General features: G+C 70.2%; 22 protein-coding genes. 13 read left to right on the forward strand and 9 right to left on the reverse strand.

The window, feature by feature from the left end:
* Window positions 1-1,053 carry a YeiH family protein gene (locus tag AB5I40_RS11100; protein WP_370938395.1) on the reverse strand — a complete coding sequence of 351 codons (1,053 nt, stop codon included), beginning with the start codon at window positions 1,051-1,053 and terminating at the stop codon, window positions 1-3.
* A gap of 96 nt (window positions 1,054-1,149) precedes the next feature.
* On the opposite strand from AB5I40_RS11100, the gene AB5I40_RS11105 reads away from it, so the two are divergent.
* Complete coding sequence (locus AB5I40_RS11105; protein ID WP_354744497.1) at window positions 1,150-1,926, forward strand: GntR family transcriptional regulator; 777 nt, start codon at window positions 1,150-1,152, stop codon at window positions 1,924-1,926.
* A 32-nt stretch (window positions 1,927-1,958) separates the two neighbouring features.
* On the forward strand, window positions 1,959-2,354 hold the full coding sequence (locus tag AB5I40_RS11110) for a hypothetical protein (protein WP_370938396.1): 396 nt from the start codon (window positions 1,959-1,961) through the stop codon (window positions 2,352-2,354).
* Window position 2,355: 1 nt separating this feature from the next.
* On the opposite strand, the gene AB5I40_RS11115 is transcribed toward AB5I40_RS11110, so the two are convergent.
* Entirely contained in the window at window positions 2,356-3,147 is a 792-nt protein-coding gene (locus tag AB5I40_RS11115) for a thioesterase family protein (protein WP_370938397.1), read from the reverse strand.
* 207 nt (window positions 3,148-3,354) lie between these two features.
* On the opposite strand from AB5I40_RS11115, the gene AB5I40_RS11120 reads away from it, so the two are divergent.
* The 3 genes from AB5I40_RS11120 to AB5I40_RS11130 are packed head-to-tail and all read left to right on the forward strand — an operon-like array spanning window position 3,355 to window position 5,417.
* Window positions 3,355-3,753 (forward strand): YciI family protein, encoded by a 399-nt coding sequence (locus AB5I40_RS11120; protein ID WP_370938398.1) that lies wholly within the window; start codon window positions 3,355-3,357, stop codon window positions 3,751-3,753.
* Complete coding sequence (locus AB5I40_RS11125; protein WP_370938399.1) at window positions 3,753-4,994, forward strand: RNA polymerase sigma factor; 1,242 nt, start codon at window positions 3,753-3,755, stop codon at window positions 4,992-4,994. Before AB5I40_RS11120 ends, AB5I40_RS11125 begins: the two co-directional genes overlap by 1 nt.
* 30 nt (window positions 4,995-5,024) lie before the next feature.
* Window positions 5,025-5,417 carry an Imm1 family immunity protein gene (locus AB5I40_RS11130; RefSeq protein WP_370938400.1) on the forward strand — a complete coding sequence of 131 codons (393 nt, stop codon included), beginning with the start codon at window positions 5,025-5,027 and terminating at the stop codon, window positions 5,415-5,417.
* Window positions 5,418-5,436: 19 nt separating this feature from the next.
* Here the strand turns inward: AB5I40_RS11130 and AB5I40_RS11135 are convergent, their stop codons facing one another.
* The gene (locus AB5I40_RS11135; protein WP_370938401.1) at window positions 5,437-6,273 is read right to left on the reverse strand and encodes an SDR family oxidoreductase; all 837 of its coding nucleotides are present in this window, start codon (window positions 6,271-6,273) and stop codon (window positions 5,437-5,439) included.
* 172 nt (window positions 6,274-6,445) lie between these two features.
* Between AB5I40_RS11135 and AB5I40_RS11140 the strand changes: the two genes are divergently transcribed.
* Together AB5I40_RS11140 and AB5I40_RS11145 are read left to right on the forward strand one after the other, a co-directional pair.
* Complete coding sequence (locus AB5I40_RS11140; RefSeq protein ID WP_370938402.1) at window positions 6,446-7,657, forward strand: hypothetical protein; 1,212 nt, start codon at window positions 6,446-6,448, stop codon at window positions 7,655-7,657.
* A gap of 1,076 nt (window positions 7,658-8,733) precedes the next feature.
* Window positions 8,734-9,831: an MFS transporter gene (locus tag AB5I40_RS11145; RefSeq protein ID WP_370938403.1), complete on the forward strand. Its 1,098-nt coding sequence runs from the start codon at window positions 8,734-8,736 to the stop codon at window positions 9,829-9,831.
* 43 nt (window positions 9,832-9,874) lie between these two features.
* On the opposite strand, the gene eno is transcribed toward AB5I40_RS11145, so the two are convergent.
* The gene (eno, locus tag AB5I40_RS11150; RefSeq protein WP_370938404.1) at window positions 9,875-11,149 is read right to left on the reverse strand and encodes a phosphopyruvate hydratase; all 1,275 of its coding nucleotides are present in this window, start codon (window positions 11,147-11,149) and stop codon (window positions 9,875-9,877) included.
* 293 nt (window positions 11,150-11,442) lie between these two features.
* On the opposite strand from eno, the gene AB5I40_RS11155 reads away from it, so the two are divergent.
* Together AB5I40_RS11155 and AB5I40_RS11160 are read left to right on the forward strand one after the other, a co-directional pair.
* Complete coding sequence (locus tag AB5I40_RS11155) at window positions 11,443-12,978, forward strand: purple acid phosphatase family protein (protein ID WP_370938405.1); 1,536 nt, start codon at window positions 11,443-11,445, stop codon at window positions 12,976-12,978.
* Window positions 12,979-13,130: 152 nt separating this feature from the next.
* A complete protein-coding gene (locus AB5I40_RS11160) occupies window positions 13,131-14,354 on the forward strand; it encodes a cytochrome P450 (RefSeq protein WP_370938406.1) in 1,224 nt (407 codons plus the stop codon).
* A gap of 130 nt (window positions 14,355-14,484) precedes the next feature.
* Here the strand turns inward: AB5I40_RS11160 and AB5I40_RS11165 are convergent, their stop codons facing one another.
* A complete protein-coding gene (locus AB5I40_RS11165) occupies window positions 14,485-15,579 on the reverse strand; it encodes a CaiB/BaiF CoA transferase family protein (RefSeq protein ID WP_370938407.1) in 1,095 nt (364 codons plus the stop codon).
* 208 nt (window positions 15,580-15,787) lie between these two features.
* On the opposite strand from AB5I40_RS11165, the gene AB5I40_RS11170 reads away from it, so the two are divergent.
* Window positions 15,788-16,297, forward strand: coding sequence for an antitoxin (locus AB5I40_RS11170; protein ID WP_370938408.1), 510 nt, complete (start codon window positions 15,788-15,790; stop codon window positions 16,295-16,297).
* Between the two features lie 647 nt (window positions 16,298-16,944).
* Here AB5I40_RS11170 and AB5I40_RS11175 read toward each other — a convergent pair.
* Both AB5I40_RS11175 and AB5I40_RS11180 read right to left on the reverse strand, forming a co-directional pair.
* A complete protein-coding gene (locus AB5I40_RS11175; protein ID WP_370938409.1) occupies window positions 16,945-17,574 on the reverse strand; it encodes a class I SAM-dependent methyltransferase in 630 nt (209 codons plus the stop codon).
* A gap of 58 nt (window positions 17,575-17,632) precedes the next feature.
* Window positions 17,633-18,517: an ornithine cyclodeaminase family protein gene (locus tag AB5I40_RS11180; protein ID WP_370938410.1), complete on the reverse strand. Its 885-nt coding sequence runs from the start codon at window positions 18,515-18,517 to the stop codon at window positions 17,633-17,635.
* 92 nt (window positions 18,518-18,609) lie between these two features.
* Between AB5I40_RS11180 and AB5I40_RS11185 the strand changes: the two genes are divergently transcribed.
* From AB5I40_RS11185 to AB5I40_RS11195, 3 genes are all read left to right on the forward strand, one after another.
* Complete coding sequence (locus AB5I40_RS11185; protein ID WP_370938411.1) at window positions 18,610-19,248, forward strand: GntR family transcriptional regulator; 639 nt, start codon at window positions 18,610-18,612, stop codon at window positions 19,246-19,248.
* Window positions 19,245-20,468: an MFS transporter gene (locus AB5I40_RS11190; protein WP_370938412.1), complete on the forward strand. Its 1,224-nt coding sequence runs from the start codon at window positions 19,245-19,247 to the stop codon at window positions 20,466-20,468. Before AB5I40_RS11185 ends, AB5I40_RS11190 begins: the two co-directional genes overlap by 4 nt.
* A 244-nt stretch (window positions 20,469-20,712) precedes the next feature.
* Complete coding sequence (locus tag AB5I40_RS11195) at window positions 20,713-24,090, forward strand: S8 family serine peptidase (protein ID WP_370938413.1); 3,378 nt, start codon at window positions 20,713-20,715, stop codon at window positions 24,088-24,090.
* A gap of 63 nt (window positions 24,091-24,153) precedes the next feature.
* On the opposite strand, the gene AB5I40_RS11200 is transcribed toward AB5I40_RS11195, so the two are convergent.
* Together AB5I40_RS11200 and AB5I40_RS11205 are read right to left on the reverse strand one after the other, a co-directional pair.
* The gene (locus AB5I40_RS11200; protein WP_370938414.1) at window positions 24,154-25,089 is read right to left on the reverse strand and encodes a LysR substrate-binding domain-containing protein; all 936 of its coding nucleotides are present in this window, start codon (window positions 25,087-25,089) and stop codon (window positions 24,154-24,156) included.
* Window positions 25,065-26,018: a LysR family transcriptional regulator gene (locus AB5I40_RS11205; protein ID WP_370938415.1), complete on the reverse strand. Its 954-nt coding sequence runs from the start codon at window positions 26,016-26,018 to the stop codon at window positions 25,065-25,067. Before AB5I40_RS11205 ends, AB5I40_RS11200 begins: the two co-directional genes overlap by 25 nt.
* Window positions 26,019-26,115: the final 97 nt, after the last annotated feature.

Raw genomic sequence — 26,115 nt, forward strand, 5'->3', positions numbered from 1 at the left:
TCACATCCCGCCGGTCAGCGCCTGCAGCCCGAGGCTCGACGCGGCGACCGCGATCCACAGGATGGCCCCCATCAGCAGCGGCTTGTGTCCCGCCTTGCGCAGGTCGGACGGCTTGAGCGCCAGGCCGATCCCGGCGAGCGCCATGGTGATCAGGAAGGTGCCGAGCGTCGACAGCGGCGCGTGCCACGATTCCGGGATCCAGCCCGCGCTCTCCACCGTGGCGGCGGCGAGGAAGCCGATCAGGAACGGCGGCACCAGCCGGTGCCAAGGCATGGCGCGCAAGGAAACCCGGCCGCCCGACTGCTTGCGCGCGGCGAGCACGGCGAGGAACAGCACGATCGGGATCAGCGTGAGCGTGCGGGTGAGCTTCACGACCAAGCCGTAGGAACCGGCGTCGCCGCCATAAGCGTAGGAAGCCGCGACGACGGAGGACGTGTCGTTCACCGCGGTTCCGGCCCACAGGCCGAAGGCGTGCGGCGACATCCCGAGCGCGTGCCCGAGCGGCGGGAAGAGCAGCACCGCGGCGACGTTGAAGGTGAAGATCGTGCCGAGCGCGTAAGCGATATTGGCTTCCTTCGGCTTCAGCACCGCGCTGGTCGCCGCGATCGCGGACGCACCGCAGATGCCGGTGCCGACGCCGATCAGCGTCTGCGTGTCCCCGCGGACGCCGAGCAGCCGGCCGAGCACCCACGCACCGCCGAGCGCGACCGCGAGCGTGCCGAGCATCACCGGCAGCGACTGGCCGCCGACGTGCACCACCTGCTGGATCGAGAGCCCCGTGCCCAGCACCACGATCGACAGCTGCAGCACCGGCCGCGACGCGATGGCGTAGCCCGGGCTGAACCGCCAGCTCCGCAGCGACGGCACAACCGCGCCGGCGACCGCGCCGAGCAGGATCGCGAGCACCGGCCCGCCGACCACCGGCACCAGCTTCCCGCCCGCCGTCGCCACCGCCGCGACCAGCAGCGCGACCGCGAGCCCCGGCACCGGGCGGGCGAGCTTGGCCCGCCACTGCACCGTCGCGCGCGTCGCTCCCAGCGCCGCGCCGGTCACCGGTTCACTCCTGTGCGCACTCTGGCCTCCTCGGTAATGTACGTACATTTAATCTAAGAGCTGTCCGTACATTTGGCAAGCGGTACTGTTCCCGGCATGGGCGAGGCAGAGCTGGTGCGCACCGGCGGACAGCCCCTGTGGCGGCAGTTGCAGCAGCGGCTGCTGGTGCGCATCCGCGCCGGGGAGTTCGACGGCGCGTTCCCCGGGGAACTGGCGCTCGCCGACGAATACAGCGTCAGCAGGCAGACGGTCCGGCAGGCGCTGCGGGAACTGCGCGCGGACGGCACGCTCATCGCCGAACGCGGACGCCAGCCCCGCGTCGCCGCGGCCGCCGAGATCCAGCAGCCGCTCGGCGCGCTCTACAGCCTGTTCGCCGCGGTCGAGGAGGCCGGGCTCGACCAGCACAGCGTCGTCCGCCGGCTCGACATCCGCGCGGACGCCGTGGTCGCCGAACGGCTGTCGCTCGAGGGCTCCACTCCCCTGCTGTACCTGGAACGCGTGCGGCTGGCCGGAAACGACCCGCTGGCCGTCGACCGGGTCTGGCTGCCCGCCGACCTCGCGCGGCCGCTGCTGGACGCGGATTTCCAGCACACCAGCCTGTACGGCGAACTCCACCGCCGCACCGGAGTCCGCCTCGACCACGGCGAGGAACAGATCCGCGCGGTGGTGCCGACGCGGGCCGAACGCACCCTGCTGGGCTGCGGCGAAACCGTCGGCGCGTTCTCCATCGGACGCCTGGGCACCAGCGCGGGCAAACGCATCGAATGGCGGCACACCCTGGTGCGCGGCGACCGGTTCGCGCTGACGGCGGAGTTTTCCGGGCGCACCGGGTACCGGCTGGTCACGACGGGGGCACTTGCCGGAACCCGCTGACCCGGCGGACATCGGGTCGCTACGCTTCGCGCATGTCGATCTTCGCGCGGATTCTGCAGGTCTTCTTCATGGTCCTCGGGCTGGCCAGCATCGGGGGCGGGCTGATCATGGTGCTGATCGCCAAACCGCACTGGACGTGCGAGGTGTCCCGCAACGAACCGAACTACACCTCGTGTCGCTCGACCGACCTCGAGTCGTTCACGAGCTACCACCTGTTCTGGTTCGTGCTCGGCCTCGCACTCGAGATCATGGCCGTGGCGGTCGTCGCGGGCGCGCGCCGCAAGACCGTCGAAAACCTGCTGATGTCAATGGCGGCACCGACGACCGGGCCCACGTTCTCCAGCCCGCTGCCGTCCGCCCCCGGTCCGGTGCCGCCCGGCCCGTACCCCGGCTACCCGCAGCAGCAGCCGCCGTACCCGGGGCAGTAAGTCAGCCGATCCGGATCCCGGCCAGCTGCGTACCCTGCGCGACCAAAGTCCCTGCGCTGTCCCACACGTGGCAGGACTCGTCGACCCGCCCGTCGCCGATCAGGTGAGCGCGGTGCAGCACGCGCACCGGGCCAGGAGCCGGGTGCGCCCGCACATACGCGGTCAGTTCAAGCGTCGGCACCCAGCCGGACGGCGCGACATCCAGGGTTGCCGGAGGAAGGGCGTCGACCGCGAACAGCAGGCTGACCGGATCGAACTGCTCGTCGCCGGGCAGCGCGAGCAGGGCGCGCAGTTCGCCGCGGCCGCTGGGCCCGTCGGCGAGCGGGCGGTCGAAGTACACGTCGATCTCGTCGCGGATCGCGATCGGGATGCCGGACGACAGCACGTCCGGGCCCCACGGCTCCTCCGGAAACGGCCCGAACTCCGGCCGCGGCACGCCGTCCTGCCAGAACGGTTCGGCCGCGCCGAGGACGCCCAGCGTCAGCAGCGCCTCGACCTGCGGCACGCCGTCCTTGAGCAGCCGTCCGCGCAGCTGGGTCGCGGTCCGGCCGGTGCGCAGCACCTCGACCTCGATCTCCGCCGGGCCCGGCTCGGGCGAGCGCAGGTAGTGCGCGCTGGCGGCAAGAACGTCCGGGTGCCCGGAAACGACGGTCGCCGCGCGGGCGATCGTGGCCAGCAGGTAGCCGCCGTTCGGGCGGCCGCCGATGGTCCACGCCGGGCTGAGATCGACGCTGAACTCGGTGTCCGAACGCTGTTTGACCGCGGACACCGCGGCGAAGGTCGTCGTGCTCACGGTTCCCTCCAGGTGAGTTGCTTCCCGCAACCTACCTGCTAGGCCGTCCGGGCGTCCCGGGCACTGAGACCCATGCCACCCGTTTCGCCCGCGCCCCCGAGATTTCCCCGGCAAGATGTGCGCGGTGCGTGTCGAGGACGGCGCGCGGGTTCCGTTCCCTTGGTGAGCCCGCCCGGAAGCGGCGAGCCGGACACTGGAGGAAACGCTATGCCGAAGTACATGCTGCTGCAGACCTACGCCCAGGGCGAAGACTGCGACATCCCGCTGCCCGAGTGGGCTCCGGAGGACATCCGCGCGCACATCCAGTTCCAGCACGTGCTCAACGCCGAGCTGACCGAGGCCGGGGAACTCGTCGAGGCGGAAGGCCTGGCTGGGCCGGAAGCGGCGAAAACCGTGGTCGCGGACGGCAAGGGCGGCGCGGTCGTCACCGACGGGCCGTTCCCGGAGGGCAAGGAACTGCTGGCCGGATACCGGGTGGTGGACGTCGAATCGGAGGCGCGGGCGCTGGAGATCGCGACCCGGGTTTCGGCCGCGCCGGGTCCGGAAGGCGCGCCGCTGCGGGTGCCGATCGAGGTGCGCCAGGTGATGAGCGCGCCGGAGGTGTGATGTCGCGGCCCGAGGTCGAGGACCTGGTGCGCACGCTCGCGCCCCAGGTCCTCGCCGTCCTCGCGCGCCGGTCCGGCGATTTCGGCGCGGCCGAGGACGCGACGCAGGAAGCTCTCCTCGCGGCGGTGCAGCATTGGCCTGCCGAGGGGATCCCGGAGAATCCGCGCGGCTGGCTGCTGCAGACCGCCAGCCGCCGGATCATCGACAGTTTCCGCAGCGACCAGGCCCGGCGGCGGCGCGAGGACACGGTCGCCGCCGAGCCGCGGGCCGCCGACGTGCCGGATCGCGACGACACGCTGACGCTGCTGTTCCTGTGCGCGCACCCGTCGCTGACCTCGGCGTCGGCGATCGCGCTGACGTTGCGGGCCGTCGGCGGGCTGACGACCGCGGAGATCGCCAGCGCGTTCCTCGTGCCGGAAACCACGATGGCGCAACGGATCAGCCGGGCGAAGGCGAAAATCAAGAAGTCCGGCCTGGCGTTCCGGATGCCCGCCGCGGACGAGCGGCAGGCGGCGTTGCGGTCCGTGCTGCACGTGCTGTACCTGGTGTTCAACGAGGGATACACGAGCAGCGGGGGCCGCCGCCTGCACCGCACCGAACTGTCCGCCGAGGCGATCCGGCTCGCGCGGCTGCTGCACGCCGCGCTGCCGGACGACGGCGAAGCCGCCGGATTGCTCGCGCTGATGCTGCTCACCGACGCCCGGCGGCCGGCTCGCACCGGACCGGACGGCGACCTCATCCCGCTCGCCGACCAGGACCGGGCGCGGTGGGACCGTTCACTCATCCGGGAAGGCGTCGCGCTGATCACCGCCGCGCTGACCCGCGACGGCATCGGCGAATACCGGCTGCAGGCCGCGATCGCCGCGACGCACGACATCGCGTTGCGGGCCGAAGACACCGACTGGCCGCGCGTGCTCACGCTGTACACGCGGCTCGAAGCGCTGACCGGCAACCCCGTCGTAACGCTCAACCGCGCGATCGCGACTGCGATGGTGCACGGGCCGGACGCCGGGCTCGCGATGCTGTCCGGGCTCGACGACCGGCTGCCCGGCCACCACCGCCTCGCCGCCGCCCGCGCGCACCTGCTGGAAATGGCCGGTCAACGAGAGGAAGCGATCCGCCACTACACCGCGGCCGCCGCCCGCACCGGAAACACCGCCGAGCAGCGCTATCTGACCCTGCGCGCGGCCCGGCTCCGCACTGGCCATTCCACAAGTCGCTCGCCGATCGGCACCGAGTAGTATCAGGACACTTCACGAGCGGAGCGCACCATGGCGAGCATCGAAGACGCCCGTCGCCGGACCGGGTACGACGTCACCGAGACGGCTGCCGACGAGGTGCTCTCCGCCCTGCGCGCCGCCGAACCGCCCGCGCCGGACGCCGGGGTCGTCTGGTGGCTGTACGCGGGCCGGAAGCCGCGGACGCCGTACCTGGTCGCCGGTCTGCGCGGCACGCGGGGAAGCCTGGCGTGGCACGAAAACGGCGAGACTTATCTGCCCGCGGACGGCTCCGGCGAGGATCCCGTCGACTACTTCAGTCTTCAGGGCGCGCACTTCCCGCAGCCGTCCGGGAGCGAGGTTTCCGCCGAGGAAGTGCTGCGCGCGGTGCGGGAACTGTGCGAATCCCAGACGCGGCCCGCCGGAGTTTCCTGGAAGCCCGCCTAGGTTCTGTCCACATTGGACTCTATGGGCGCGGGGCGAAGTCGTCCTTGTGCGCCCGGGCCCACTCGCGGAATGACGTCGCGCGTCCCGCGAACCGTTCCACCGTGTTGTTCACCGGCGCCACTCGGCCCACCGCTGCCTCCTCGACGTCCATCAGGTGCTCCAGGATCGCCGCAGGCATCCACTCTGGACGCCGCTCCAGCGCCTCGCTCCGCGTTTCGGTCGCCACTTCGATCGAGCGACCCAATTCCTCCGCCAGGGTTTCGACGATCGCACGCTGCGTCATCGATTCCGGCCCGGTCAGCGCCAGCCGCCGCCCCGGATAGCGACGCTCCGTGAGCAACTTCGCGGCGACCGCGGCCACGTCCGCCTCAGCCGTCGGCGTGAACTGCGACTCCGGAGAGAAGAGCCGCACCGGTTCTCCGGCCCGGATCGCCGCACCCCAGTCGCGCCGAGTATTGCCCATCAGCCAGCCCGGGTACAGCACCGTGAACGGCAGTCCGGACTCCGCCACCGCCGCCTCTGCGGGCAAATGTCCGAGCCGGATCGGATTGTCCGCGGACCCCTCGTAGACGTCCGGCGACGACAGCAGCACGACGTACGACACGCCTGATTTACGCGCTGCTGCAAGGAAATCCGCCGCGCCGTTCGGCCGCGTCGGATACAAGAAGATCGCCTCGACACCACGCAGCGCGTCCTCGAACCCGGCGTCGGCGGTGAGATCCAACGACACCGCGTCCGGCAGATCCAGCACGGTCGCGTCACGCGCTGATCCACGCACCTCGTGCCCGCCCTCGCGGAGCACCCGGACGACCTCGCTCCCGACATTCCCGCGCGCCCCCGTCACCAGGATGGTCATCCCACACTCCCTTTGCCTGTAAATTAACTTTGTTTGCAAAGCTATAGCCGTGACTCCTCGCTGTCAACTTCTCGCCTCCGGTACACGACCGGGCGAGATCGTTGTATGGATCGTGTACGGATCCCTCCGACACTCCGGCAGTTCGATTCGGACGAGTGAAGGGAGATCCGTCGTGGTCGGGAAAGTGATGGTCCGGCGCACGATCGCCGCGCTGCTCGCCGCGGGGGCGGTCACCGCAGTCGCGACGCCCGTGAGCGCTGCCGAGACTTCCGGCGTCTGGCGCGCCGATCTGTCCTCAGTGGACGGTGACGACGTCAACGTCGCCACGTCCAGCGGCACGCTCACGCTGCGGGACCCGGCGTGGAGACCCGCCGACCAGGCCGCGGCCAGCGAGGGCTACCTGCTGTCGGTCGAACGCCGCCTGCCCGCGCCGGTGAACCGGGTAGCCGCGGCAATCTCCGCCGACGCACCGCAAGGCACCTCGGTGGACGTCGACGTCCGCGGGCGCTCCGGCGCCGACGACTGGACGGAATGGACCCCCGCCGGCACCGCGCTCCCCCGCGCGGTGAGCGTCGTGCAGACCAGGATCACGCTGTCCAGCACGACCGCCGCCCGCCCGACCGTGCGCGACGTCGAACTGACCGGCTCTCTGTCCCCGCAGGCGAACGCCATCGCCGCGGCCACCCCGCTCACCTACACGATCTACGCCACCCGCGAAGGCCTCGCCGGCCACACCACCGCGAACGGCCACGTCATCGCGAGCAACGACCACTTCGTCGCGCTGCCGTCCGGAAAAGCCTTGTCGCCCAAGGGAACCGACAACTACACCGTGCGCGTGTGCAAGACGGACAACAGCCGCTGCGAATACGCGCCGGTCTGGGACGTCGGCCCGTGGAACACCAAGGACGACTACTGGAACCCGCCCTCGGTGCGCGCGGAGTACAAGGATCTGCCGCAGGGCCAGCCCGAGGCCTATGCCGCCTACCACAACGGCTACAACGGCGGCCGGGACGATCTCGGGTACAAGGTCGGCAACCCCGCGGGCATCGACCTCGCCGACGGCACGTTCAGCGCGGGCGTCGGCCTTGGCGACAACGGAAACGTGAAGGTCACCTACCTGTGGACGGGCTCCGCCGCGGCCACCGGTTTGGTGCAGACGGCGGGCGACCCGGTGAACGTGCGGTCGGGCGCGCACACGTCCTCGTCGGTGAAGGGCCTGGCGGCGAACTACGCCAAGGTGAACATCGAGTGCTATGTCAACGGGGACAGCGTGACCGGGAAGTTCGGGACGAGCAAGATCTGGGACCGCATCGGACCCGGGCACTACATCTCGGACACCTACGTGAAGACCGGTTCGGACGGTCCGGTCGCGCCGCTCTGCTGAGGTTCTCGGGGGTTGCCGGTGCGGGCCTTGGGTTCCGCACCGGTTTCCTTCGCTCGCGGGTTTGGCCGGTGGGCTCTGCTTCCGAACTGACGGGAATGCCGGTACGGGCCTTGGGTTCCGCACCGGTTTCCTTCGCTCGCGGGTTTGGCCGGCGGGTTCTCGTTTCGAGCTGATCGGGATGCTTGCTGCCGCATCGAATGTGTCCTGGCAGCAACGCGTGGTTCCGGCCGCCGCTCGGGGATCCTCTGCTAATTCCTTCCGCCGCAGTACTTCTCCCGCGACTCTGCTCGCAATGCCCGGGCCGTGTTAGCCCAGCTTCTCCCTCAGCCGCCGCGGGGGTCCGGATCCGGGCCCCCGCGGTTTCCACTCGTGCAGCGACAGTTTTCCGTTCAGCGACCGGTGAAGACCGCATCGCCATGCCGCACACCGGCGTCGGCTGGATCCCCCGCATTCGCGCGGCGCCACCAGCCGGACGTATCGCGCGCGACTTCCTGAGCGCGGCAAGGTAAAGTCCGGGATATGACGTCGCCGGAGGCCAACAGACGGTAGCCGCCCAGCCGAAGAGCTGGGCGGCGGAGTGACGGGTGCCGGGGTTTGCTCCCGGGCCGGGCTGACCGGCGGAAGCTTCACCACAGACACTGTGCAGTCGAGTGTGCCTCGAACAGGCTCTCGTGCGCGGAGTTCTGACCGGCGTCACCACAGTGGTGTAGCTGCGGCCGCGTCACGACAGAGCCTTCGCACAGCGACCGGTGTATGCACCGCACCGGAGCTAGCACCAAGGCTTTTCGGCGTAGCCGCGTAGAGGGCGAATCCTGATCGCCGCCGCAGCACCGCTGGCGAAGTGCGCTCGGCATCGCCGTGTTCGGACGAAGCCTGCCCACGTCAGCGACGCCGCGACAAAGCCTGTCCGCGTAAGCACGGCAAGCCAACCCACGGCTGATACAAGCCAACGCGCAACTGGTGCACGCCCGCCGCACCCACTGCGCAACTGCCCCGCGCCCACGGCACCTCCCTCCGCCCTCAAAACCGTCCCATCCTCTGGCGTCCACCGAACGCCACCAGCCAGGAGCCGAGTCTTGCCTCCCATCGTTTTCCTCCTCGCCAGCGCGGTCTTCGCGCAAGGCACGTCCGAGTTCGTCCTCTCCGGGCTCCTCCCCCAGATCGCCGCTGACACCGGCGTTTCCCTCGGCACCGCCGGGCTGCTGACGTCCCTCTTCGCGGCCGGAATGGTCGTCGGCGCACCCGTACTCGCGATGCTCGGCAGCACATTGCCGCGCAAGCGAGCCCTCCTAGCCTTCCTCGGGCTTTTCACCGCAGCACACGTCACGGCCGCCCTCACGACCGACTTTCCGCTCCTCCTCGTCACCCGCGCCGTCGCGGCGTTCGCCAACGCCGGGTTTCTCGCGGTGGCACTCGCGTCTCTCCCCGCGCTCGTCCCACCGGACGCCGTCGGGCGGGCGACTTCCGTACTGCTGTCCGGCGTCACGCTCGCGTGCATCGTCGGCGTTCCGGCCGGGACGGTCCTCGGGCAGTACGCCGGGTGGCAGGCCGCGTTCTGGGCCATCGCGGCGATCACCGCTATTGCCGCCATAGCACTGGCGACGACCTCGTTCGACGACCCGCCGGCGACAAGCCCGGTGTATCGCGAGTGGCGGGTCCTGGCCCAGCCTCGGGTCGTAACGACCGTGGTCAAGGGGATTCTCGTCAACGCCGGGACGTTCGCCGCCTTCACCTACCTAGGCACGATGTCCCCAGCAACAGCATGGGTTCCGGTCGTACTGGCGGTGTTCGGAGTGGGGTCGTTCATCGGCGTCACGGTCGCTGGTAAGACGGGGCCGAGGATTCTCAAAGCTGGCGCGGCAGTGCTGACCGCAGTGTGGGTGGCGGCCTTCTTCGCAGCGCAGAGTCTTCCGGGGCTTCTGACAGCCGCATTGCTCACCGGGGCGACGGCGTTCGGCGTCGGGTCCGCCCTGATCGCCAAAATTGTCACCACCGCCAGCGAGGAAGCGCCGCGAGTGGCGGGGGCGATCGCGACCACGGCGTTCAATCTCGGCGCGGTGGTCGGGCCCGCGGTGGCGGGGGCCGTCGTCGTGGACGCGGCGCATGCGCGAGCGGCGTTCTGGGTGAGTGCGGCCTTCACTGCGGGGGCGATGCTCGTGAAGGCGAGGAAATAGCGAAAGGCGGCCCGGGCAAGGAAAAAGCCCGGGCCGCCAGTGCTCAGCGCAGGGTGTCCCAGCCCGCGTAGCGAGCCTCGGCGCCCAGCTCCTCCTCGATGCGGATCAGCTGGTTGTACTTGGCCGTGCGGTCGGACCGCGACAGCGAGCCCGTCTTGATCTGGCCGCAGCCGGTCGCCACCGCGAGGTCGGCGATGGTGGTGTCCTCGGTCTCGCCCGATCGGTGCGACATGACCGCCGAGTAGCCCGCCTTGTGCGCGGTGTCGACCGCGGACAGCGTCTCGGTCAGGGTGCCGATCTGGTTGACCTTGATGAGGATCGAGTTGGCGATGCCGCGCTTGATGCCGTCGCGCAGGATCTCGACGTTCGTGCAGAACAGGTCGTCGCCGACGAGCTGGACGCGGTCGCCGATGCCGTCGGTCAGCTGCTTCCAGCCGGTGTAGTCGTCCTGGGCCAGGCCGTCCTCGATCGACACGATCGGGAAGCGCTCGGTCAGCTCGGTGAGGTACGCGACGTGTTCCTCGATGCTGCGCTTGCGGCCCTCGCCGGTGTAGTCGTACACGCCGTCGCGGTAGAACTCCGACGCCGCCGGGTCCAGCAGCAGCGCGATGTCCTTGCCCGGCTCGTACCCGGTCTTCTCGATCGCGCGGACCACGAACTCGAGCGCCTCGTCGGCCGAGCCCAGCTGCGGCGCGAACCCGCCCTCGTCGCCGACATTCGTGTTGTGTCCCGCGTCGTGCAGCGATTTCCGCAGCGTGTGGAACACCTCCGAGCCCATTCGCACGGCCTCGGCGAAGGTCGACGCGCCGACCGGGCCGATCATGAACTCCTGGAAGTCGATCGGGTTGTCCGCGTGCGCGCCGCCGTTGATGATGTTCATCATCGGCATCGGCAGCAGGTGCGCGTACACCCCGCCGACGTACCGGTACAGCGGCAGCGTGTTCGCCGCGGCGGCCGCCTTCGCCACCGCCAGCGACACCCCGAGCGTCGCGTTCGCGCCCAGGCGAGCCTTGTTCTCGGTGCCGTCGAGGGCGATCAGGGCGCGGTCGACGTCGGCCTGCGCCTCGGCCTCCATGCCGGTCACGGCGTCGGCGATCTCGCCGTTGACCGCGTCGATCGCCTTGCGCACGCCCTTGCCGTGGAACCGCTTCGCGTCGCCGTCCCGCAGCTCGACGGCCTCGCGCGTGCCGGTGGACGCCCCGGACGGCACCGCCGCCCTGCCCACGGACCCGTCCGCCAGCACCACGTCGACCTCGACCGTCGGGTTGCCCCGGCTGTCGAGCACCTCACGGCCCCGGACCCGGACGATGCCTGTCATAACGCTCCTCGGAGGTTCGAGCCGAAGCACTCGCGCACGCTCCGTGAAGCGCTCCGGCAGCAACGCGGCACCACGGCGAGCCGCACGTCACCACGGAGGCTAGCAGAACCGTTCTGAATCGATCCGGGAAAGCCGGGACACTCCACTTAGGACATTCCGGAAACCGTTTCCCGGCAAAGGGAACGAACCGGAACGGCGCGCGAAAACACTTCACGCACCGGACTCCCGCCGTTCATCGACGGGCCGCGCGGCCAGCATAGCTTCGCTTCCGCCTGGAGCCGGAGGAGGCCTTCATGTCCAACACCGTCAGCCGTCGAGGAGCATTAGGCCTAATGGGCGCGAGCGCTGCCGTACCACTACTCGGCACTGGTACGGCGAGTGCCGCTGCTCTTAAGCCGACCCCGGGCGGTGGCGCGACACCGGTGCAGGGCTTGCATCTCACGTTCGGCCGCGACCCCGCGCGGCAGATGGTGGTCTCGTGGCTCACCGACGGCCCGGTCCGCCGTCCCCGCGTCCTCTACGGCACGCTCGACGACGGCTTCGGCTCGTACGCGCCCGCCGTCACCCGCACCTACCTCGACGGCGCTTCCAACCGCACGGTCTGGGTGCACCACGCCGAGATCAACCGCCTGTGCCCGAACACGGAGTACCTCTACGTCGCCCAGCACGACGGCGCGACGCCCGACGCGGGCACGTTCCGCACCGCGCCCGGCGGGCGGTCCGCGTTCACCTTCACCAGCTTCGGCGACCAGTCCGCGCCACAGGTCACCTGGGATCTCAAGGGCGCGCCCGCGCTCGACTTCTTCTCGACCCCGGCCACGAAGGACATCGTCACCGGCATCGAGACCGTCGCGCCGCTGTTCCACCTGCTCAACGGCGACCTCTGCTACGCCAACCTCGACGTCGACCGCGTGCGCACCTGGAACAACTTCTTCACCAACAACACCCGCTCGGCGCGGTACCGGCCGTGGATGCCCGCCGCGGGCAACCACGAGATCGAGAAGAAGAACGGCGCGCTCGGGATGGACGCCTACCAGGCGTACTTCCAGCTGCCCTCCACCGAAACCGACCCGGAACTCGCCGGGCTCTGGTACGGCTTCACCGTCGGCTCGGTGCGGGTGATCGTGCTGCAGAACGACGACAACTGCCTGCAGGACGGCGGCGACGTCTACGTCAACGGCTACTCCGGCGGACGGCAGCTCGCCTGGCTGGAGAAAGAACTGGCCGCGGCGCGGGCGTCGCGCGACGTGGACTGGATCGTCGTCGCGATGCACCAGGTCATGATCAGCACGTCCGACGCGAACGGCGCCGACCTGGGCCTCCGGGAGAAGTACGGCCCGCTGTTCGACCGCTACGGCGTCGACCTGGTGCTGTGCGGGCACGAACACGACTACGAACGCTCCCTCGCCGTGCACGGCGTCGTCGCGGAAAGCGAGACGCTCACGCCGAACCCGGTGTCCGACGCGACCGACAACATCGACGCCACGCACGGCACGGTGCACATGATTCTCGGCGGGGGCGGCGTCTCCGGCACCACCAACGGCAGTTTCTTTAAGGACGGCACCGGAAAGGTGCTGACCGCCGTCGCGGACAAGCGGGATCCGGCCACGGGCAAGCGGAAACCGACCTACGTGCGCGAAAAAGCGGTGTGGAGCGCGGTCCGCGACCTCGACCACCCCTACGGATTCGCGGCGTTCACTGTGGACCCGGGGCATCGTCCGGGCGGCACGACGACCATGCACGTCACCTACTACAACGTGAACAAGCCGACCGGCGAGCTGTCGGTGTTCGAACGGTTCTCGCTGCACCGCAAGCGCGCCGACGGCTGACGTCAACCCCTTCTCCGGCCTGGTCCGGACCACCCCTCAAGGCGGACAGAACGATCCTTAGCCGCGCTACGCTTGCCGCGGACCCGGTGGCCGCAACGGACACCTCCCCCATCGTCAGTCCATTGTGGACCATCGGGCCGCGAGGAGCGCCCATGGATCACGCCGTCACCCCTTTCGTGCTGGACCCGGCGGCGCCGGACGTCCACGGCGAGGGCGCCCGGCTTCGCGCCCGCGGGCCACTGACCGTGGTCGAACTGCCCGGCGGCGTGCTCGCCTGGTCGGTCACCAGCCTGCCGCTGCTGCGCAGCCTGCTCGCCGACCCGCGCGTGTCGAAGGACGCCCGGCGGCACTGGCCCGCCTACCGGGACGGCGAGATCACCTCAGACTGGTCGCTGAACATCTGGGTTTCGGTGCAAAACATGTTCACCGCCTACGGCGACGAGCACCGCAGGCTGCGTTCGCTGGTGTCGAAGGCCTTCGCGCCCGGCCGGATCGCCGCGCTGCGCCCGGTGGTCGCCGAAATCGTCGACGGCCTGCTCGCCGGCCTCGAAGCCGGACCGGCGGAAACCGACCTGCGCGACCGGTACTGCTACCGACTGCCGATCGAGGTGATCTGCCGGCTGGTCGGCGTCCCCGAACAAGCACGGCCGGGCCTGCGCACCGCGGTGGCCGGGATCTTCGCGACGTCGGCGACCTCGGAAGAAGCGACCGCGAACGTCGAACTGCTGTACGGAATTCTCGCCGACCTCGTCTCCCAACGGCGCGCCGAGCCGGGCGACGACCTCGCCACCGCACTCATCACCGCCCGCGACTCCGACGGCTCCCGGCTGAGCGAAGCGGAGCTGGTGGACACGCTGATCCTGGTGATCACCGCCGGGCACGAGACGACGGTCAACCTGCTCGACCAGGCCGTGACCGCGCTGCTGACGCATCCCGCGCAGCTGCGCGCGGTGCTGGCCGGAACGCGCACCTGGTCGGACGTCGTGGACGAGACTTTGCGCTGGCAGGCACCGCTTTCGCACCTGCCGCTGCGATTCGCGCTGGAGGACATCGAGGTCGAGGGCACGACCATCCACGCGGGCGACCCGATCCTCGCCTCGTTCGGGCCCGCCGGCCGCGACGAAAACCACCACGGGCCGGACGCGAACGAGTTCGACCTGTCCCGGAAGGACAAGTCGGCGCTCGCGTTCGGGCACGGCGTGCACTATTGCCTCGGCGCGCAGCTCGCCCGGATGGAAGCGGAACTCGGACTGCCCGCGTTGTTCGAGCGGTTCCCGGACCTGGCGCTGGCGGTGGGCGGGGAGGAGCTGGAGCCGGTGCCGTCGTTCATCACCAACGGCCACGTGACGTTGCCGGTGCGGCTCAGGCGCTCGTGAGTGCCTATGCCGGTTAGAACCGGCTTAGCCACTCACGAGACCGAGGCGGACTCGCACGGGACAGGCGAGGTGTGGCGGGCGGGGGCAGGTCGTCGTGAGTGCCTATCCCGATTAGAACCGGGATAGGCACTCACGACTCCCAGTCGGCCAGCACCTCTTCCGTGTGCGAGCCCGGGACCGGCGGCGGCGACGGCACATCCGTTGTGCTGCGCGAAAACCGCGGCGCTGGAGCAGGCTGGACGATGCCGTCCACCGTGATCAGGCCTGAGCGTGCGGCGATGTGCGGATGCGTGGGCGCTTCGTCGGGAGCGAGCACCGGCGTGACGCACGCGTCGGTGCCGTCGAAGACCTCGGCCCATTCGTCGCGGGTCCGGCTGAGGAAGGCGCGGGTGAAGGCGGCACGGAGCGTGGGCCAGCCGTCGCGGTCGAGTTGCGGCGGCAGGTCTTCCGCGGCGAGGCCGAGGCCGTTCAGGAGAGCCGCGTAGAACTGTGGTTCGAGCGAACCGACGGCGACGTAACGGCCGTCGGCACAGACATACGTGTCGTAGAACGGCGCGCCGCCGTCCAGGAGGTTCGTGCCGCGTTCGTCGGACCACGAACCCAGGCCGCGCAGGGCCCACATCATCTGGGACAGCACGTTCACGCCGTCGACCATCGCCGCGTCCACGACCTGGCCGCGCCCGGTCCGGCCGCATTCCCACAGCGCCGCGAGCACGCCCGCGATCAGGAACATCGAGCCGCCGCCGAAGTCGCCGACCAGGTTGAGCGGCGGCACCGGACGCTCGCCCGCGCGGCCGATCGCGTGCAGCACGCCGGTGAGGCCGAGGTAGTTGATGTCGTGGCCGGCGCGCTGGGCGAGCGGGCCTTCCTGTCCCCAGCCGGTCATCCGTCCGTAGACCAGGCGGGGATTGCCCGCGAAACAGTCGTCCGGGCCGACGCCGAGCCGTTCGGCGACGCCCGGGCGCAGGCCCTCGATCAGGACGTCTGCCTTCGCCGCGAGCCGCAGGACGAGGTCGCGGCCTTCCGGGGTCTTGAGGTTCGCCGCGACCGAACGGCGGCCGCGCAGCAGCGGGTCCGGCTTGCCGCCGCTGAGGTCGAGCGAGCCGGCGGGCCGTTCCACCCGGACGACGTCCGCGCCCAGGTCGGCGAGCACCATGCAAGCGTGCGGCCCCGGCCCGATCCCGGCCAGTTCGACGACTTTCAGCCCGCTCAACGGTCCCGCCACGCGTCCTCCTCGGCTCCGATGCCCTGTCGCGGCGACCCTACCGGCCGGTCCGTCCCGCGTCCGGGCGTGTGGGGTAACCCACCCGTGCCCCGACCCGGGCAGAACCGGCGCCGCGCCTCACCCGAACCGGGGACTGGCGTCTCGCCGCCGCGTCAGCCGGGTACCCGGCTGGTATCCATGTGTCACGAATAGATCAAGGAGGATTTCGATGAGCTTTTTCGACCAGGCCAAGGACAAGATCCAGGAATTCGCGGGCAACAACCAGGACAAGGTCGGCGAGGGCATCGACAAGGCCGCCGAATTCGCCGACGAGAAAACCGGCGGCAAGCACGGCGACCAGATCCGCCAGGGCGCGGACAAGCTGAAGGAAAACTTCGGCGGCGGCCAGCAAGGCGGCCAGGAACAAGGCGGCGGGCAGCCCCAGGGCGGCTTCGACCAGGGCGGTCAGCAGGGTCAGGGCGAGCAAGGCGGATTCGGCCAGGGCGGTCAGCAGGGTCAGGGCGAGCAAGGCGGATTCGGCCAAGGCGGCCAGGGTGGCTACGAACAGGGCGGCCAGCAAGGCGGATTCGGCCAAGGCGGCCAGCAGGGCTTCGAGCAAGGCGGGCAGCAGCAGGGCTTCGAAGAGCGCGGGCAGCAAGGCGGTTTCGGGCAGGGCGACCAGGGCGGCTACGAGCAGGGTGGCCAGCAGGGCGAGCAGCAGTGGGGCAACCAGCAGTAGCAAGGACTGTTCCGGCCTGAGGTTCCGCACCGAACGCTGCGGCCGGCTGCTTCGCGAATCGGCCGCAGCGAGCGAACCGCACAGCTCGGCAACCGCAGCCAGCCGCAGAAGCCAACCGCGGCAAGCCAACCACACGGCTCGACAACCGCAGCCAGCCGCAGAAGCCAACCGCGGCAAGCCAACCACACGGCTCGACAACCGCAGCCAGCCACGGAAGCCAACCGCGGCAAGCGAACCGCACGGCTCGACAACCGCAGTCAGCCACGGAAGCCAGCCGCGGCAAGCGAACCGCACGGCTCGACAACCGCAGTCAGCCACGGAAGCCAGCCGCGGCAAGCGAACCGCTCGGGTCAGGACCCGCGAGCATCAGCCCCGGCGCGCGGGGCCGAGTGAATCGGCCAACGCAAGCAGCTCGCGAAGCGGCGAGCGGGCGACAGTGATCCGGCAATCGTCCGGCCGCGGCCGGGAGTTATGCGGCTGACCACCGGACCAGCCGCGCCGAACGGAAGGGACGGCATTTTCCGCGCAATTTCCGGCGTGTTCACCCGGACCGCGCGAAAATGCCGTCCCGTTTTTCCCTCAGCCCGTCCGAGCCGCTGAATTTATTTCACGATGCCGTGGTCGGCGGCGCTTTTTCCGGGTGCCGGTCAGGCGGGTTTGCGGGCCGAGATCAGCACGTGTTCCTCCGGCGGCGCTCCCGGTTTGTCCGGCGCGAAAGACTCTTCCCGCGTCCCGGTGACCTCCAGTCCGGCCGCGCGCACCCGGTCGACGAGCGCGTCCACCGGAAAACTCGTCACGCGGATCCTGTGGCCGAGGAAGTCGATGGGCACGTCCTCGAGGTCGGCGGGCACCGTGACCAGCGCGAATCGTCCGCCTGGCGCCAGCCATCCGGCGATGCGGCCGAGGACCCGCTCCGTCTCGGCGCGGGGCAGCTGCACGAACGAGAAGAACGCGCACACCGCGTCCCACGTCCCGGGTTCCGATTCCCATTCCCGCACGTCGGCCTGGACGAACTCCGCCGAAGGCACCTGCTCGCGCGCGATCCGCACCATCTCCGCCGACACGTCGATCCCGGTCACCCGGTGGCCTGCCGCGGCCAGTTCAGCCGCGGCCGGACGACCGGTCCCGCTGCCGATGTCGAGCACCCGCGCGGACGGCGGCAGCACCGCGAGCAGTTCCCGGACCGCCGCGTCCACCACCGGCCGGCGCCCGAACGCCTCCTCGTACCTGGCTCCGATCGCGTCGAACAGCTCCGCGGTGGTCAGTTCTTCGGACATCCGGTCTCCCCTCGCCGTCGAAGGCGCCCAGACTAGCGGCCCCCACCGACAATTCCGGTCACTCGGCGGCTTCATAGGCGGCCGCGGCGACCACCAGATCCTCCCAAGCCATCCCGACGCTCTTGAACAGTCGCGGCCCCGAAGGCACCACATGCCCCTGAGCCAGCGCCGCGAGCGAGACAAGGTCATCCGTCGCGAGGGCACCGGATTCCAGTGCCAGCACCACATCCCCGGCCTCGCGGGTAGCCGCGCCGATTCCTTCGACGACCACTGTGGACCGTCCAATCAGGACATCGTCGACTTCCCGCGCTTCCGGTTCATGCGAACCGACGGCGACCACGGTGGCGTGTTCAGGGACCTTCGCGCCGTCGAAGACCGGGGTCCGCGACGAGGTGCAGCACACGACCAGATCAGCCGAGGCCACGTCGTCCGGCGTCCCGACCCGCGCGAACGGATACTGCTCGGCAAACGCTTGCGTCCGCTCGGGATTCCGCCCGACAACCACGACCTCCCGCACCGGCCGGACGGCCCGGAGAGCTTCGATGTGGCTTTCCGCCTGCGGACCGGTGCCGAACACCACCAAGCGTTCCACGTCCGGCACGGCCAGCAGGTCCGCCGCCACCGCGGAGACGGCCGCCGTGCGCACCGAGGTGAGCGCGACGCCGTCCAGGAGCGCCATCGGCGTGAGCGTCGGGCCGTCCATCAGCAGGTAGTGGCCTTGGATCCGCGGCAGGCCCCGCGCCGGGTTGTCCGGCGCGACGGACGCGACCTTGACCCCGGCGTAGCGGTCCCAGAACGCGGGCATGAGCAGGAACTGCCCGGTGGGCACGGGAACGACGGACCGCGGCGGGTCCTGATCAGGGTCGAGGCCTGCGGCGAGCGCAGCACGCACCGCAGTGACGGCTTGCTGGACAGTCGGTCGGGCATCGAGGAGCAATCGCACTCCCGGAGCATGGCACAGGCCACCGACAGAACGCTGAGCCGCAGGTCACAACGCCTTAGATACAAGCTGGGATGCATGTTAGCGTCGAGCGCGTGAACGCTCTGAAACCCGCCGCCGACCGCGCCTACGAGCTGACCAAGGAACTGGTGCTCACCGGCGAACTGCCCGGCGGGCACCTGTTCAGCGAGGGCGAGATCGCCGAACGCCTCGGGGTCAGCCGGACTCCGGTGCGCGAAGCGTTCCTGCGGCTGCAGGTGGAAGGACTGCTCAATCTGATCCCGAAGCGCGGCGCGATCGTCGTGCCGATCACGCCTGGCGAGGCCGAGGACGTACTCGAAGCCCGCGAGGCCGTCGAGAGTGCGGCGGTACACCGGCTGGGCCGACGTCCGGAGCTGATCCCGGACGCGCTCGAGCAGCTGCGCGCGGTGCTGGAAACCCAGCGCCAGCACGCGGAAGCGGGTGACGTGCCCGCGTTCGCCGAGGCCGACGAGCTGTTCCACCGCACTATCGTCGCGGCAGGCGGCAACGCTCTGCTGCTCACCTTCTACACCACCCTCGCCGACCGGCAGCGCCGGATGAACGTCCACGCGCTCGCGCCGATCCCGGCCCGCCTGCCGCAGGTCGTCGGCGAGCACGAACAGCTCCTGAACATCATCGCGGAGGCCGAGACGAAGGCCGACACCTTCGCCCCCGCCCTGCGAGCACACCTGGATTCGGTGCACAAACGATGACCACAACCGCTGACCGCGCTCCCCTGCCCGGAACGCCCGAAACGACCGCTCGCCCGGCCTGGTTCCCGGCCGCCGCCGCGGTGTTCGCGGCCGGATGGGGCGGCAACCAGTTCACGCCGCTGCTCGTGATGTACCACGCCGCGGGCTACTCCGCGTTCACCGTCGACGCCCTGCTCGGCGCGTACGTCGTCGGCCTCGTGCCGGGACTCCTGTTGTCCGGCGGACTGTCCAATCGGTACGGTCGCCGCCCGGTGATGTTCGCTGGCACCGTGGTGTCGCTGGTGGCAAGCGTGCTGCTGGCGCTCGGACCGCTCGGCGTCGCGTGGATCGCCGGCGGTCGGTTCCTCTCCGGCATCGCGGTCGCGGTCGCGATGGCCGTGGGCTCCACCTGGATCAAGGAACTCGCCGACGCCGACCCGTACACGGCGGCCGATACCGGAACTCGCCGCGCCGCGCTGTGCCTCACTCTCGGGCTCGGCATCGGCCCGGGCGTCGCCGGAGTGCTCGCGCAGTGGGGGCCGTGGCCGATGGTCCTCCCCTATCTGGTCCACATCGGACTCGCGCTGGTCTCGCTGGCCGCCGTCACGCGCAGTCCGGAAACGCTTACTGTCCGGACTGATTCGGTGCGCGCCGCGTTGCCCGCCACCGCTCGGCATCCGCGGTTCCGCCGCGTGATCCTGCCTGCGGCACCGTGGATTTTCGGCTCCTGCGGCGTGGCGTACGCGATCCTGCCGCAGCTCGTCCAGCATCAGACCGGGTCGTGGGCGCTGGCCTACTCCACTTTGCTGACCGTGTGCGCGATCGGCGCGGGCGTCGGGATTCAGCCGATCGCCAAGCGGGTCGACCGCGCCACCAGCGCGCGGGCCGTGCTCACCGGAATGACGGTGCTGTGCGTCGGACTCATCCTGAGCGTCTTCGCGGCGGCGCAGGAATCGCCGTGGATCGCGCTCGGCGCGGCAGTGGTGCTGGGCACCGCTTATGGCATCGTCGTGGTGTCCGGACTGCTGGAATTGCAACGCCTCGCCCGGCCGGACGAAATCGCGGAACTGACCGGGGTGTACTACGCGCTGGCGTACATCGGATTCCTCCTGCCGTCACTTTTAGCGGCCCTGAACGGAGTAGCGGGCTACCCGGTGCTGCTGGCCTGCGTGGCACTGGTCGCGATCGCGGGAACCCTTGTGGTGTCCCGACACTCGCGCCGGCACCTGCCGCAGGACTGACCCCGATTCCGGCAAACGGGACCGAATGCGCGAGCGCGCGGAAATTCGGTCCCGTTTGCCGGATTTGTTTCCCACTATTGTCGCTTGTGGATCGTGAAGGACTCGGAAAGAGTTCTGACTGCCGGGAAAACGAGCGTGCGACAAGTGCGCCCGATTTCATCGGGGCCGGTAACTCACGAACCCTTCTAGCAGGAAGTGGGAACTGCACATGGGGCGTTCCTCGCGATCCGTTCGCGCCCTGGTCATGGCTGCGACCGGCAGTCTGGTGCTGGCCGGGGTCACCCAGCCGGCGCAGGCTGCCGGACCAGCCGCGGCGACGGCCGACACGACGCCGCAATCGGTGATCGTCGTCCTCTCCGACCAGTTGCCGAGCGCGCCGCCCACCAAGGCGGCCTCGGACACTCGCCGCGCCAAAGCCACCCAAGAACAGGACTCGGTGCTGGCCAAGCTCGCCGGCTCGGCGCCGGCCAAGGTCAAGCACTTCGCTCTGGGCAACGCGTTTTCCGCCACCGTCACGCCCGCGCAGGCCGCACAGCTCGCGCACGACCCGGCGGTCGCGCAGGTGCTTCCGGACAGCAAGGTGACGCTGCCGGACGCCAAGCCGAGCGCACCGGCCGCCGCGCCGAAGGCAGGCGGACCGGCCGCGGCGCAGGCCCTGCCGAACGCGACCTGCCCGAGCGATCCGGCGAAACCGTTGCTGGAGCCCGAAGCGCTGACCTCGATCCGCGCGTACAGCACCACCGGCGGGAAGAGCGCGTCCGACCTGGCCAACGGGGCCGGCGTCAAGGTCGCGTTCCTCGCCGACAACATGGACCCGAACTACGCGGACTTCATCCGTCCCGACGGCAGCCATGTGTTCTCGGACTACCAGGACTTCTCCGGCGACGGTCCGAACACGACCGACGCGGGGGCCGAGGCCTTCGGCGACGCCTCCTCGATCGCCGCGCAGGGCGTCGTGGTGCACGACCTGTCGAAGTTCGTGAACGAGAAGCACCCGCTCCCGGCGGGCTGCAACATCGTCGTCAAGGGCGTCGCGCCGGGCGCGAGCCTGGTCGGCCTGAACGTTTTCGGCAAGACCGCGACGAACTCCGCGGTGCTGCAGGCGATCGACTACGCGGTGACCGTCGATCACGTCGACGTCATCAACGAGTCGCTCGGCCTCAACCAGTACCCGGATTCCAGCTCCCGCAACCTGTTCCAGGTCTTCAACGACCAGGCCGTGGCCGCGGGCGTCACGGTGACCGCTTCCAGCGGCGACGCGGGCACCACGTCCACGATCGGCAGCCCGGCCACCGACCCGCTGGTGATCTCCACCGGCGCGACGACCGACAACCGGCTGTACGCGCAGACCGGCTACGCGGCTTTCCCGTTCTCCAACGGGAAATGGGTGAGCGACAACATCTCCGCGCTGTCGTCGTCCGGCATCACGCAGAACGGCCGCACCATCGACCTCGTCGCGCCCGGCGAGGGCAACTGGGCCGACTGCGCGCCGGCGTACTCGGAATGCCGCAACTTCAACACCGTCCCGCAGCCGACCGACCTCGAATCGTTCGGCGGCACCAGTGAATCCGCCCCGCTGACCGCGGGTGTCGCTGCGCTGGTGATCCAGAGTTACCGCAATGCGCACCACGGCGCGTCGCCGTCGCCCGCGCAGGTGAAGCAGATCATCACCAGCACCGCGCGTGACCTCAACCTCCCCGCCGACGAGCAGGGCGCAGGCCTTCTCGACGCGCGCGCGGCGGTCGAAGCGGCGCTCACCGCTCCGGGCTCGACCGGGGCGCCGGCGGGCGTCTCGTCGAACATCACGCTGTCGGCCGACCAGCTGACGCTGGAAGGCGCGCCGGGCAGCACGCAGCAGGCGTCGGTCAACGTCACCAACTCGGGCACCAAGCCGCTGACGGTCAGCACCGGCACGCGGACGTTCTCCCCGATGGGCACGCAGGCGCAGACCACGGCGTTCGACTCGACGAAGCTGCCGACCTTCCCGTACTTCAACGGCACGAACTGGGCGTACAAGAAGGTCACCTTCTCCGTGCCGAACGGCGCGCAGCGGCTGCTGGCGCGGATGGCGTGGCAGGGCAGTCCGAAGTCGGTCAACGGCCAGTCGGTCACCCCGGTGGTGCGGCTGACCTTGCTCGCGCCGGACGGCACTTTCGTCGCCAACAGCCGTCCGCAGGGCGGGGCCGCGACGGCGAACTACGCCAATGTGGACGTCACGCGCCCGGTCGCGGGCACGTGGACGGCGGTGCTGTACTCGGCGTCCGGACCGGCCGGTTACACCGGTGACATCCAGCTCGCGACCACCGCGCAGCGCGCCGTCCCGTACGGCCAGGTGTCGCCGCAGATCCTGGAGCTCAAGCCGGGCCAGACCAAGCCGGTGCACGTCTCGCTGCAGACTCCGGGCAGCGGCGGCGACGCCGACTACTCGATCACCTTCGGCAGCTCCGACGGCCACCAGACCTCCGTGTCGGCCGTGCTGCGCGCGCTGATCCCGACCAAGAACGGCCCGGGAACCTTCAACGGCACCATCACCGGCGGCAACGCCCGCGCGGTGTCGCCGGCGCAGACCTTCTCCTACGAATTCGACGTGCCGCGCGGCAAGCGGGACCTCGACGTCGCGGTGAAGCTGCAGGATCCGGGCACGCTGCTCGACGGCGTCCTGGTCGACCCGAACGGCGAACTCGCCGACGTGAACAGCAACGCCTACCTCGATTCGGCCACCACGCTGAAGCAGGGCACCGGGTTGCAGCTCGTCGACGCGAACCCGCTGCCCGGCCGCTGGCACCTGGTGCTCGTCGTGCAGAACCCGGTGACGGGCAAGCAGATCGACCAGCCGTTCAGCGGAACCGTGAGCTTCGACCAGGTCTCGGCCAGTGCGCCCGCGCTGCCGCAGTCCGCGTCGCTCGCCGCGGGCAAGGCCGTGACCGTGCCGGTGACGGTGCGCAACACCGGAGTCGAGCCGATCGCCATCGGCGTCGACGCGCGCACGAACACCCGGCAAACGCTGCAGCCGCAGCCGATCCAGGGGTCGACCGAGGTCAACCTGCCGGAACTGAACACGGACGCGCCGGTGTACTCGATTCCGCCGGAGACGAGCAAGTTCACCGTCGCGACGTCCTCGACCGTGCCCGCGCAGGCGGAAATCCAGGGCTCGGCGGCGGGCATCGACGTGCTCGGCGACCTGAAGTCCGCGCAGAACGGGAGCACGGTGTCGGTCGCGACGATCGGCGAGAAGACCGGCTACGTCACCAAGGGCGTCTGGTTCGCCGACGTCCAGGAGATCGGCCCGTTCGGTCCGGAAGGCGCGCCCGCCGGGCATTCGAGCTACACGGCGTCGATCCAGACGGCGGGCTTCGACGGTTCGGTGACGTCGTCGACCGGCGACCCGTACGGCCAGTCGGTGGACCCGAACGGCACCGGCGGCACGCCGCAGCTGGTGAAGCCGGGCGAGACCGCGACCGTGCTGGTGACGATCACGCCGTCGGGCAACCGCGGCGACAAGGTGGCCGGGCACCTGAACATCGTGACCGTGCCTTCGCTGCCGACCGGCGTGACCGGTCTGCCGCAGGTCGGAACCGGTGAGGTGCTGGCGACCCTGCCGTACAGCTACCGCATCGGCTGATCCCGCGTTCCGTGAGGGGAACCCTGAGGGAATCTGATTCCCTCAGGGTTCCCCTCACGTACGTCACGTGGTCAGGAGCGTGCGGAGGCATTCGGCGTGCGCGCGCGTCATCTCCGCCCGGACGCGCGGGATGCAACCGGCGAGCGGACCGTCCGTCCAGGCGAGCACCAGGGTCGAATTCGTTGCCGCGCAATGCAACGGCCGGTAAGCGGTGTCTGGCATCGGTCTCGTCGGCGGAGCCGTCACGGTCAGGATTCCTGCACCGTAACCGAAACACAGCACCGCCCATTCGCTGTTGGCGTAGCACAGCAGCGGATCGGCACCGGCGTCGGCGAAGGCCGCGAGCAATGCACGCGTCCGGGGCTGCAGTGACTGGTCGAGAAGAACGCAGCGCTGCCCGGACAGCGCGGCCGGGGTGAGCGAGTCCGGAACGCCGAGCGGATGCCCGGAAGGAATCCCGACCACCAGCGGTTCCGTGGCTACCGAGACCCATTCGAGCGCGCGTTCCCGCACGACGTCCTGACGCAGCAGGCCGAGGTCTAGTTCGCCGCGAAGCAGCGCTTCGGCCAGTTCCGCGGCTGATTCCCCGGCCTGGATCGCCAATCCGGCACCAGGATTGCGCAGGCCCACCTCGCGAATCAGCCGCGGCAGCACGGGAGTCAGCACCGAACCGATCCGGATCTGCGCGGCGGGGCGCTCCAGGCCGGCGCGGGCGGCGGTCAGCATCCGGTCGAATTGCGGCACCACCGCCGAGGCGTGTTCGAGCAGGAGCTCGCCGGTTTCGGTGAACAGCTTCCCGTCCGGTTCCGCGGCCAGCAGCGCGGCGCCGACCATCCGTTCCAGCCGCCGGATCCGCAGCGCGAGTTTGGCCGGGGTGGTTCCGAGCGCGGTCGCGGCAGCGGCGACGCTGCCTGCCTCGGCGACTGCGACCAGCAGCTTCAGCTGCCGCAGCTCGAGGTCCGCACCGGTGCGGATCAGCTGGTCCGGGCGGTCAGCCACGGCAGTTCCCCCGGAATCGCGCGCGGACCGTCGAAGCCGCCCCGTTCGTCGTGATAGGCGTCGAGGATCAACCCGGCCAGCAGGACCGCCCGCCCGGCGATGGGACTGTCCTCCCGGTACAGCAGGAAATGGCGGGTGCGCGACCGCAGCCCGGGGACCGGCCGGTGCACCACGCCGGGAGCGAGCGGGCGCGAGGCCTGGACGAGCGTGACGTCGCCCTGGTAGCGGACGATCTCGTCGCGCGGGCCGGAGACCGGCACGTAGTGCGCGATCACCGGCGCGAACCCGTACGGGCCGCACACCCGGGCCAGGAACTCGCGGCAGCGGTCCGGCCCGGTCGAGGAGATCCACCGCTCGTGTTCCAACTCGGCCAGGTCCACCTCGCGGCGGGCGGCGAGCGGATGCCAGTCCGGGAGCATCATCAGCAACGGGTCCTCGGCGAGGTCGATCCGGCCGGTGTTCGCCGGAAGCGGCACCTCGCACTGTTCGGACAGCACGGCCAAGTCGAGTTCCCCGCGGCCGAACCAGCCGAGCATCTCCGCGGTCGACTCGGCGGTCCGGATCTCCGCCCGGTCGCCGAGCCCGGTCGTCTCCAGCGCGCGGAGCAACGGGCCGGACAGCACGGTTTCCGACCAGCCGACCCGCAACGCGCCGTCGCGCTGGGCGCGGTGCTGCGCGAGAGCGGGCCCGATCCGGGCGGTGCGCGCGAGGATCCCGTCCGCGTAGTCGAGGATCAGCTGCCCGAACGGCGTGGGCCGCACCCCCGCGCGGGCGCGTTCGAACAGCGCCCGGCCGAGCAGTTCCTCGATCCTGCGCAGTTCGCGGCTGAGGGCGGGCTGCGGCAGCACCAGTTCGGTGGCCGCGCGGTTGAGGCTGCCCGCTTTGGCGATCGCCTGGAGGTGGCGCAAATGCTTGAGTTCCAACTCCACGAAAGTCCACGATAAGACTCCTGCCGGGACGAGTGCACCGGCGAAAGTGTGGCAATCGCCCGACCAAAGTAGGAAATCCTCTTTCCGAACTGCCGCG

The sequence above is a fragment of the Amycolatopsis sp. cg13 genome, from assembly GCF_041346965.1.
Lineage (GTDB): Bacteria > Actinomycetota > Actinomycetes > Mycobacteriales > Pseudonocardiaceae > Amycolatopsis.

What these genes read in the sequence shown, in the direction of transcription:
- AB5I40_RS11105 (WP_354744497.1), top strand. Translation starts at nt 1,150, where the DNA reads ATGGGCGAGGCAGAGCTGGTGCGCACCGGCGGACAGCCCCTGTGGCGG.
- AB5I40_RS11110 (WP_370938396.1), top strand. Translation starts at nt 1,959, where the DNA reads ATGTCGATCTTCGCGCGGATTCTGCAGGTCTTCTTCATGGTCCTCGGG.
- AB5I40_RS11120 (WP_370938398.1), top strand. Translation starts at nt 3,355, where the DNA reads ATGCCGAAGTACATGCTGCTGCAGACCTACGCCCAGGGCGAAGACTGC.
- AB5I40_RS11125 (WP_370938399.1), top strand. Translation starts at nt 3,753, where the DNA reads ATGTCGCGGCCCGAGGTCGAGGACCTGGTGCGCACGCTCGCGCCCCAG.
- AB5I40_RS11130 (WP_370938400.1), top strand. Translation starts at nt 5,025, where the DNA reads ATGGCGAGCATCGAAGACGCCCGTCGCCGGACCGGGTACGACGTCACC.
- AB5I40_RS11135 (WP_370938401.1), bottom strand. Translation starts at nt 6,273, where the DNA reads ATGACCATCCTGGTGACGGGGGCGCGCGGGAATGTCGGGAGCGAGGTC.
- eno (WP_370938404.1), bottom strand. Translation starts at nt 11,149, where the DNA reads ATGACAGGCATCGTCCGGGTCCGGGGCCGTGAGGTGCTCGACAGCCGG.
- AB5I40_RS11155 (WP_370938405.1), top strand. Translation starts at nt 11,443, where the DNA reads ATGTCCAACACCGTCAGCCGTCGAGGAGCATTAGGCCTAATGGGCGCG.
- AB5I40_RS11160 (WP_370938406.1), top strand. Translation starts at nt 13,131, where the DNA reads ATGGATCACGCCGTCACCCCTTTCGTGCTGGACCCGGCGGCGCCGGAC.
- AB5I40_RS11170 (WP_370938408.1), top strand. Translation starts at nt 15,788, where the DNA reads ATGAGCTTTTTCGACCAGGCCAAGGACAAGATCCAGGAATTCGCGGGC.
- AB5I40_RS11175 (WP_370938409.1), bottom strand. Translation starts at nt 17,574, where the DNA reads ATGTCCGAAGAACTGACCACCGCGGAGCTGTTCGACGCGATCGGAGCC.
- AB5I40_RS11190 (WP_370938412.1), top strand. Translation starts at nt 19,245, where the DNA reads ATGACCACAACCGCTGACCGCGCTCCCCTGCCCGGAACGCCCGAAACG.
- AB5I40_RS11195 (WP_370938413.1), top strand. Translation starts at nt 20,713, where the DNA reads ATGGCTGCGACCGGCAGTCTGGTGCTGGCCGGGGTCACCCAGCCGGCG.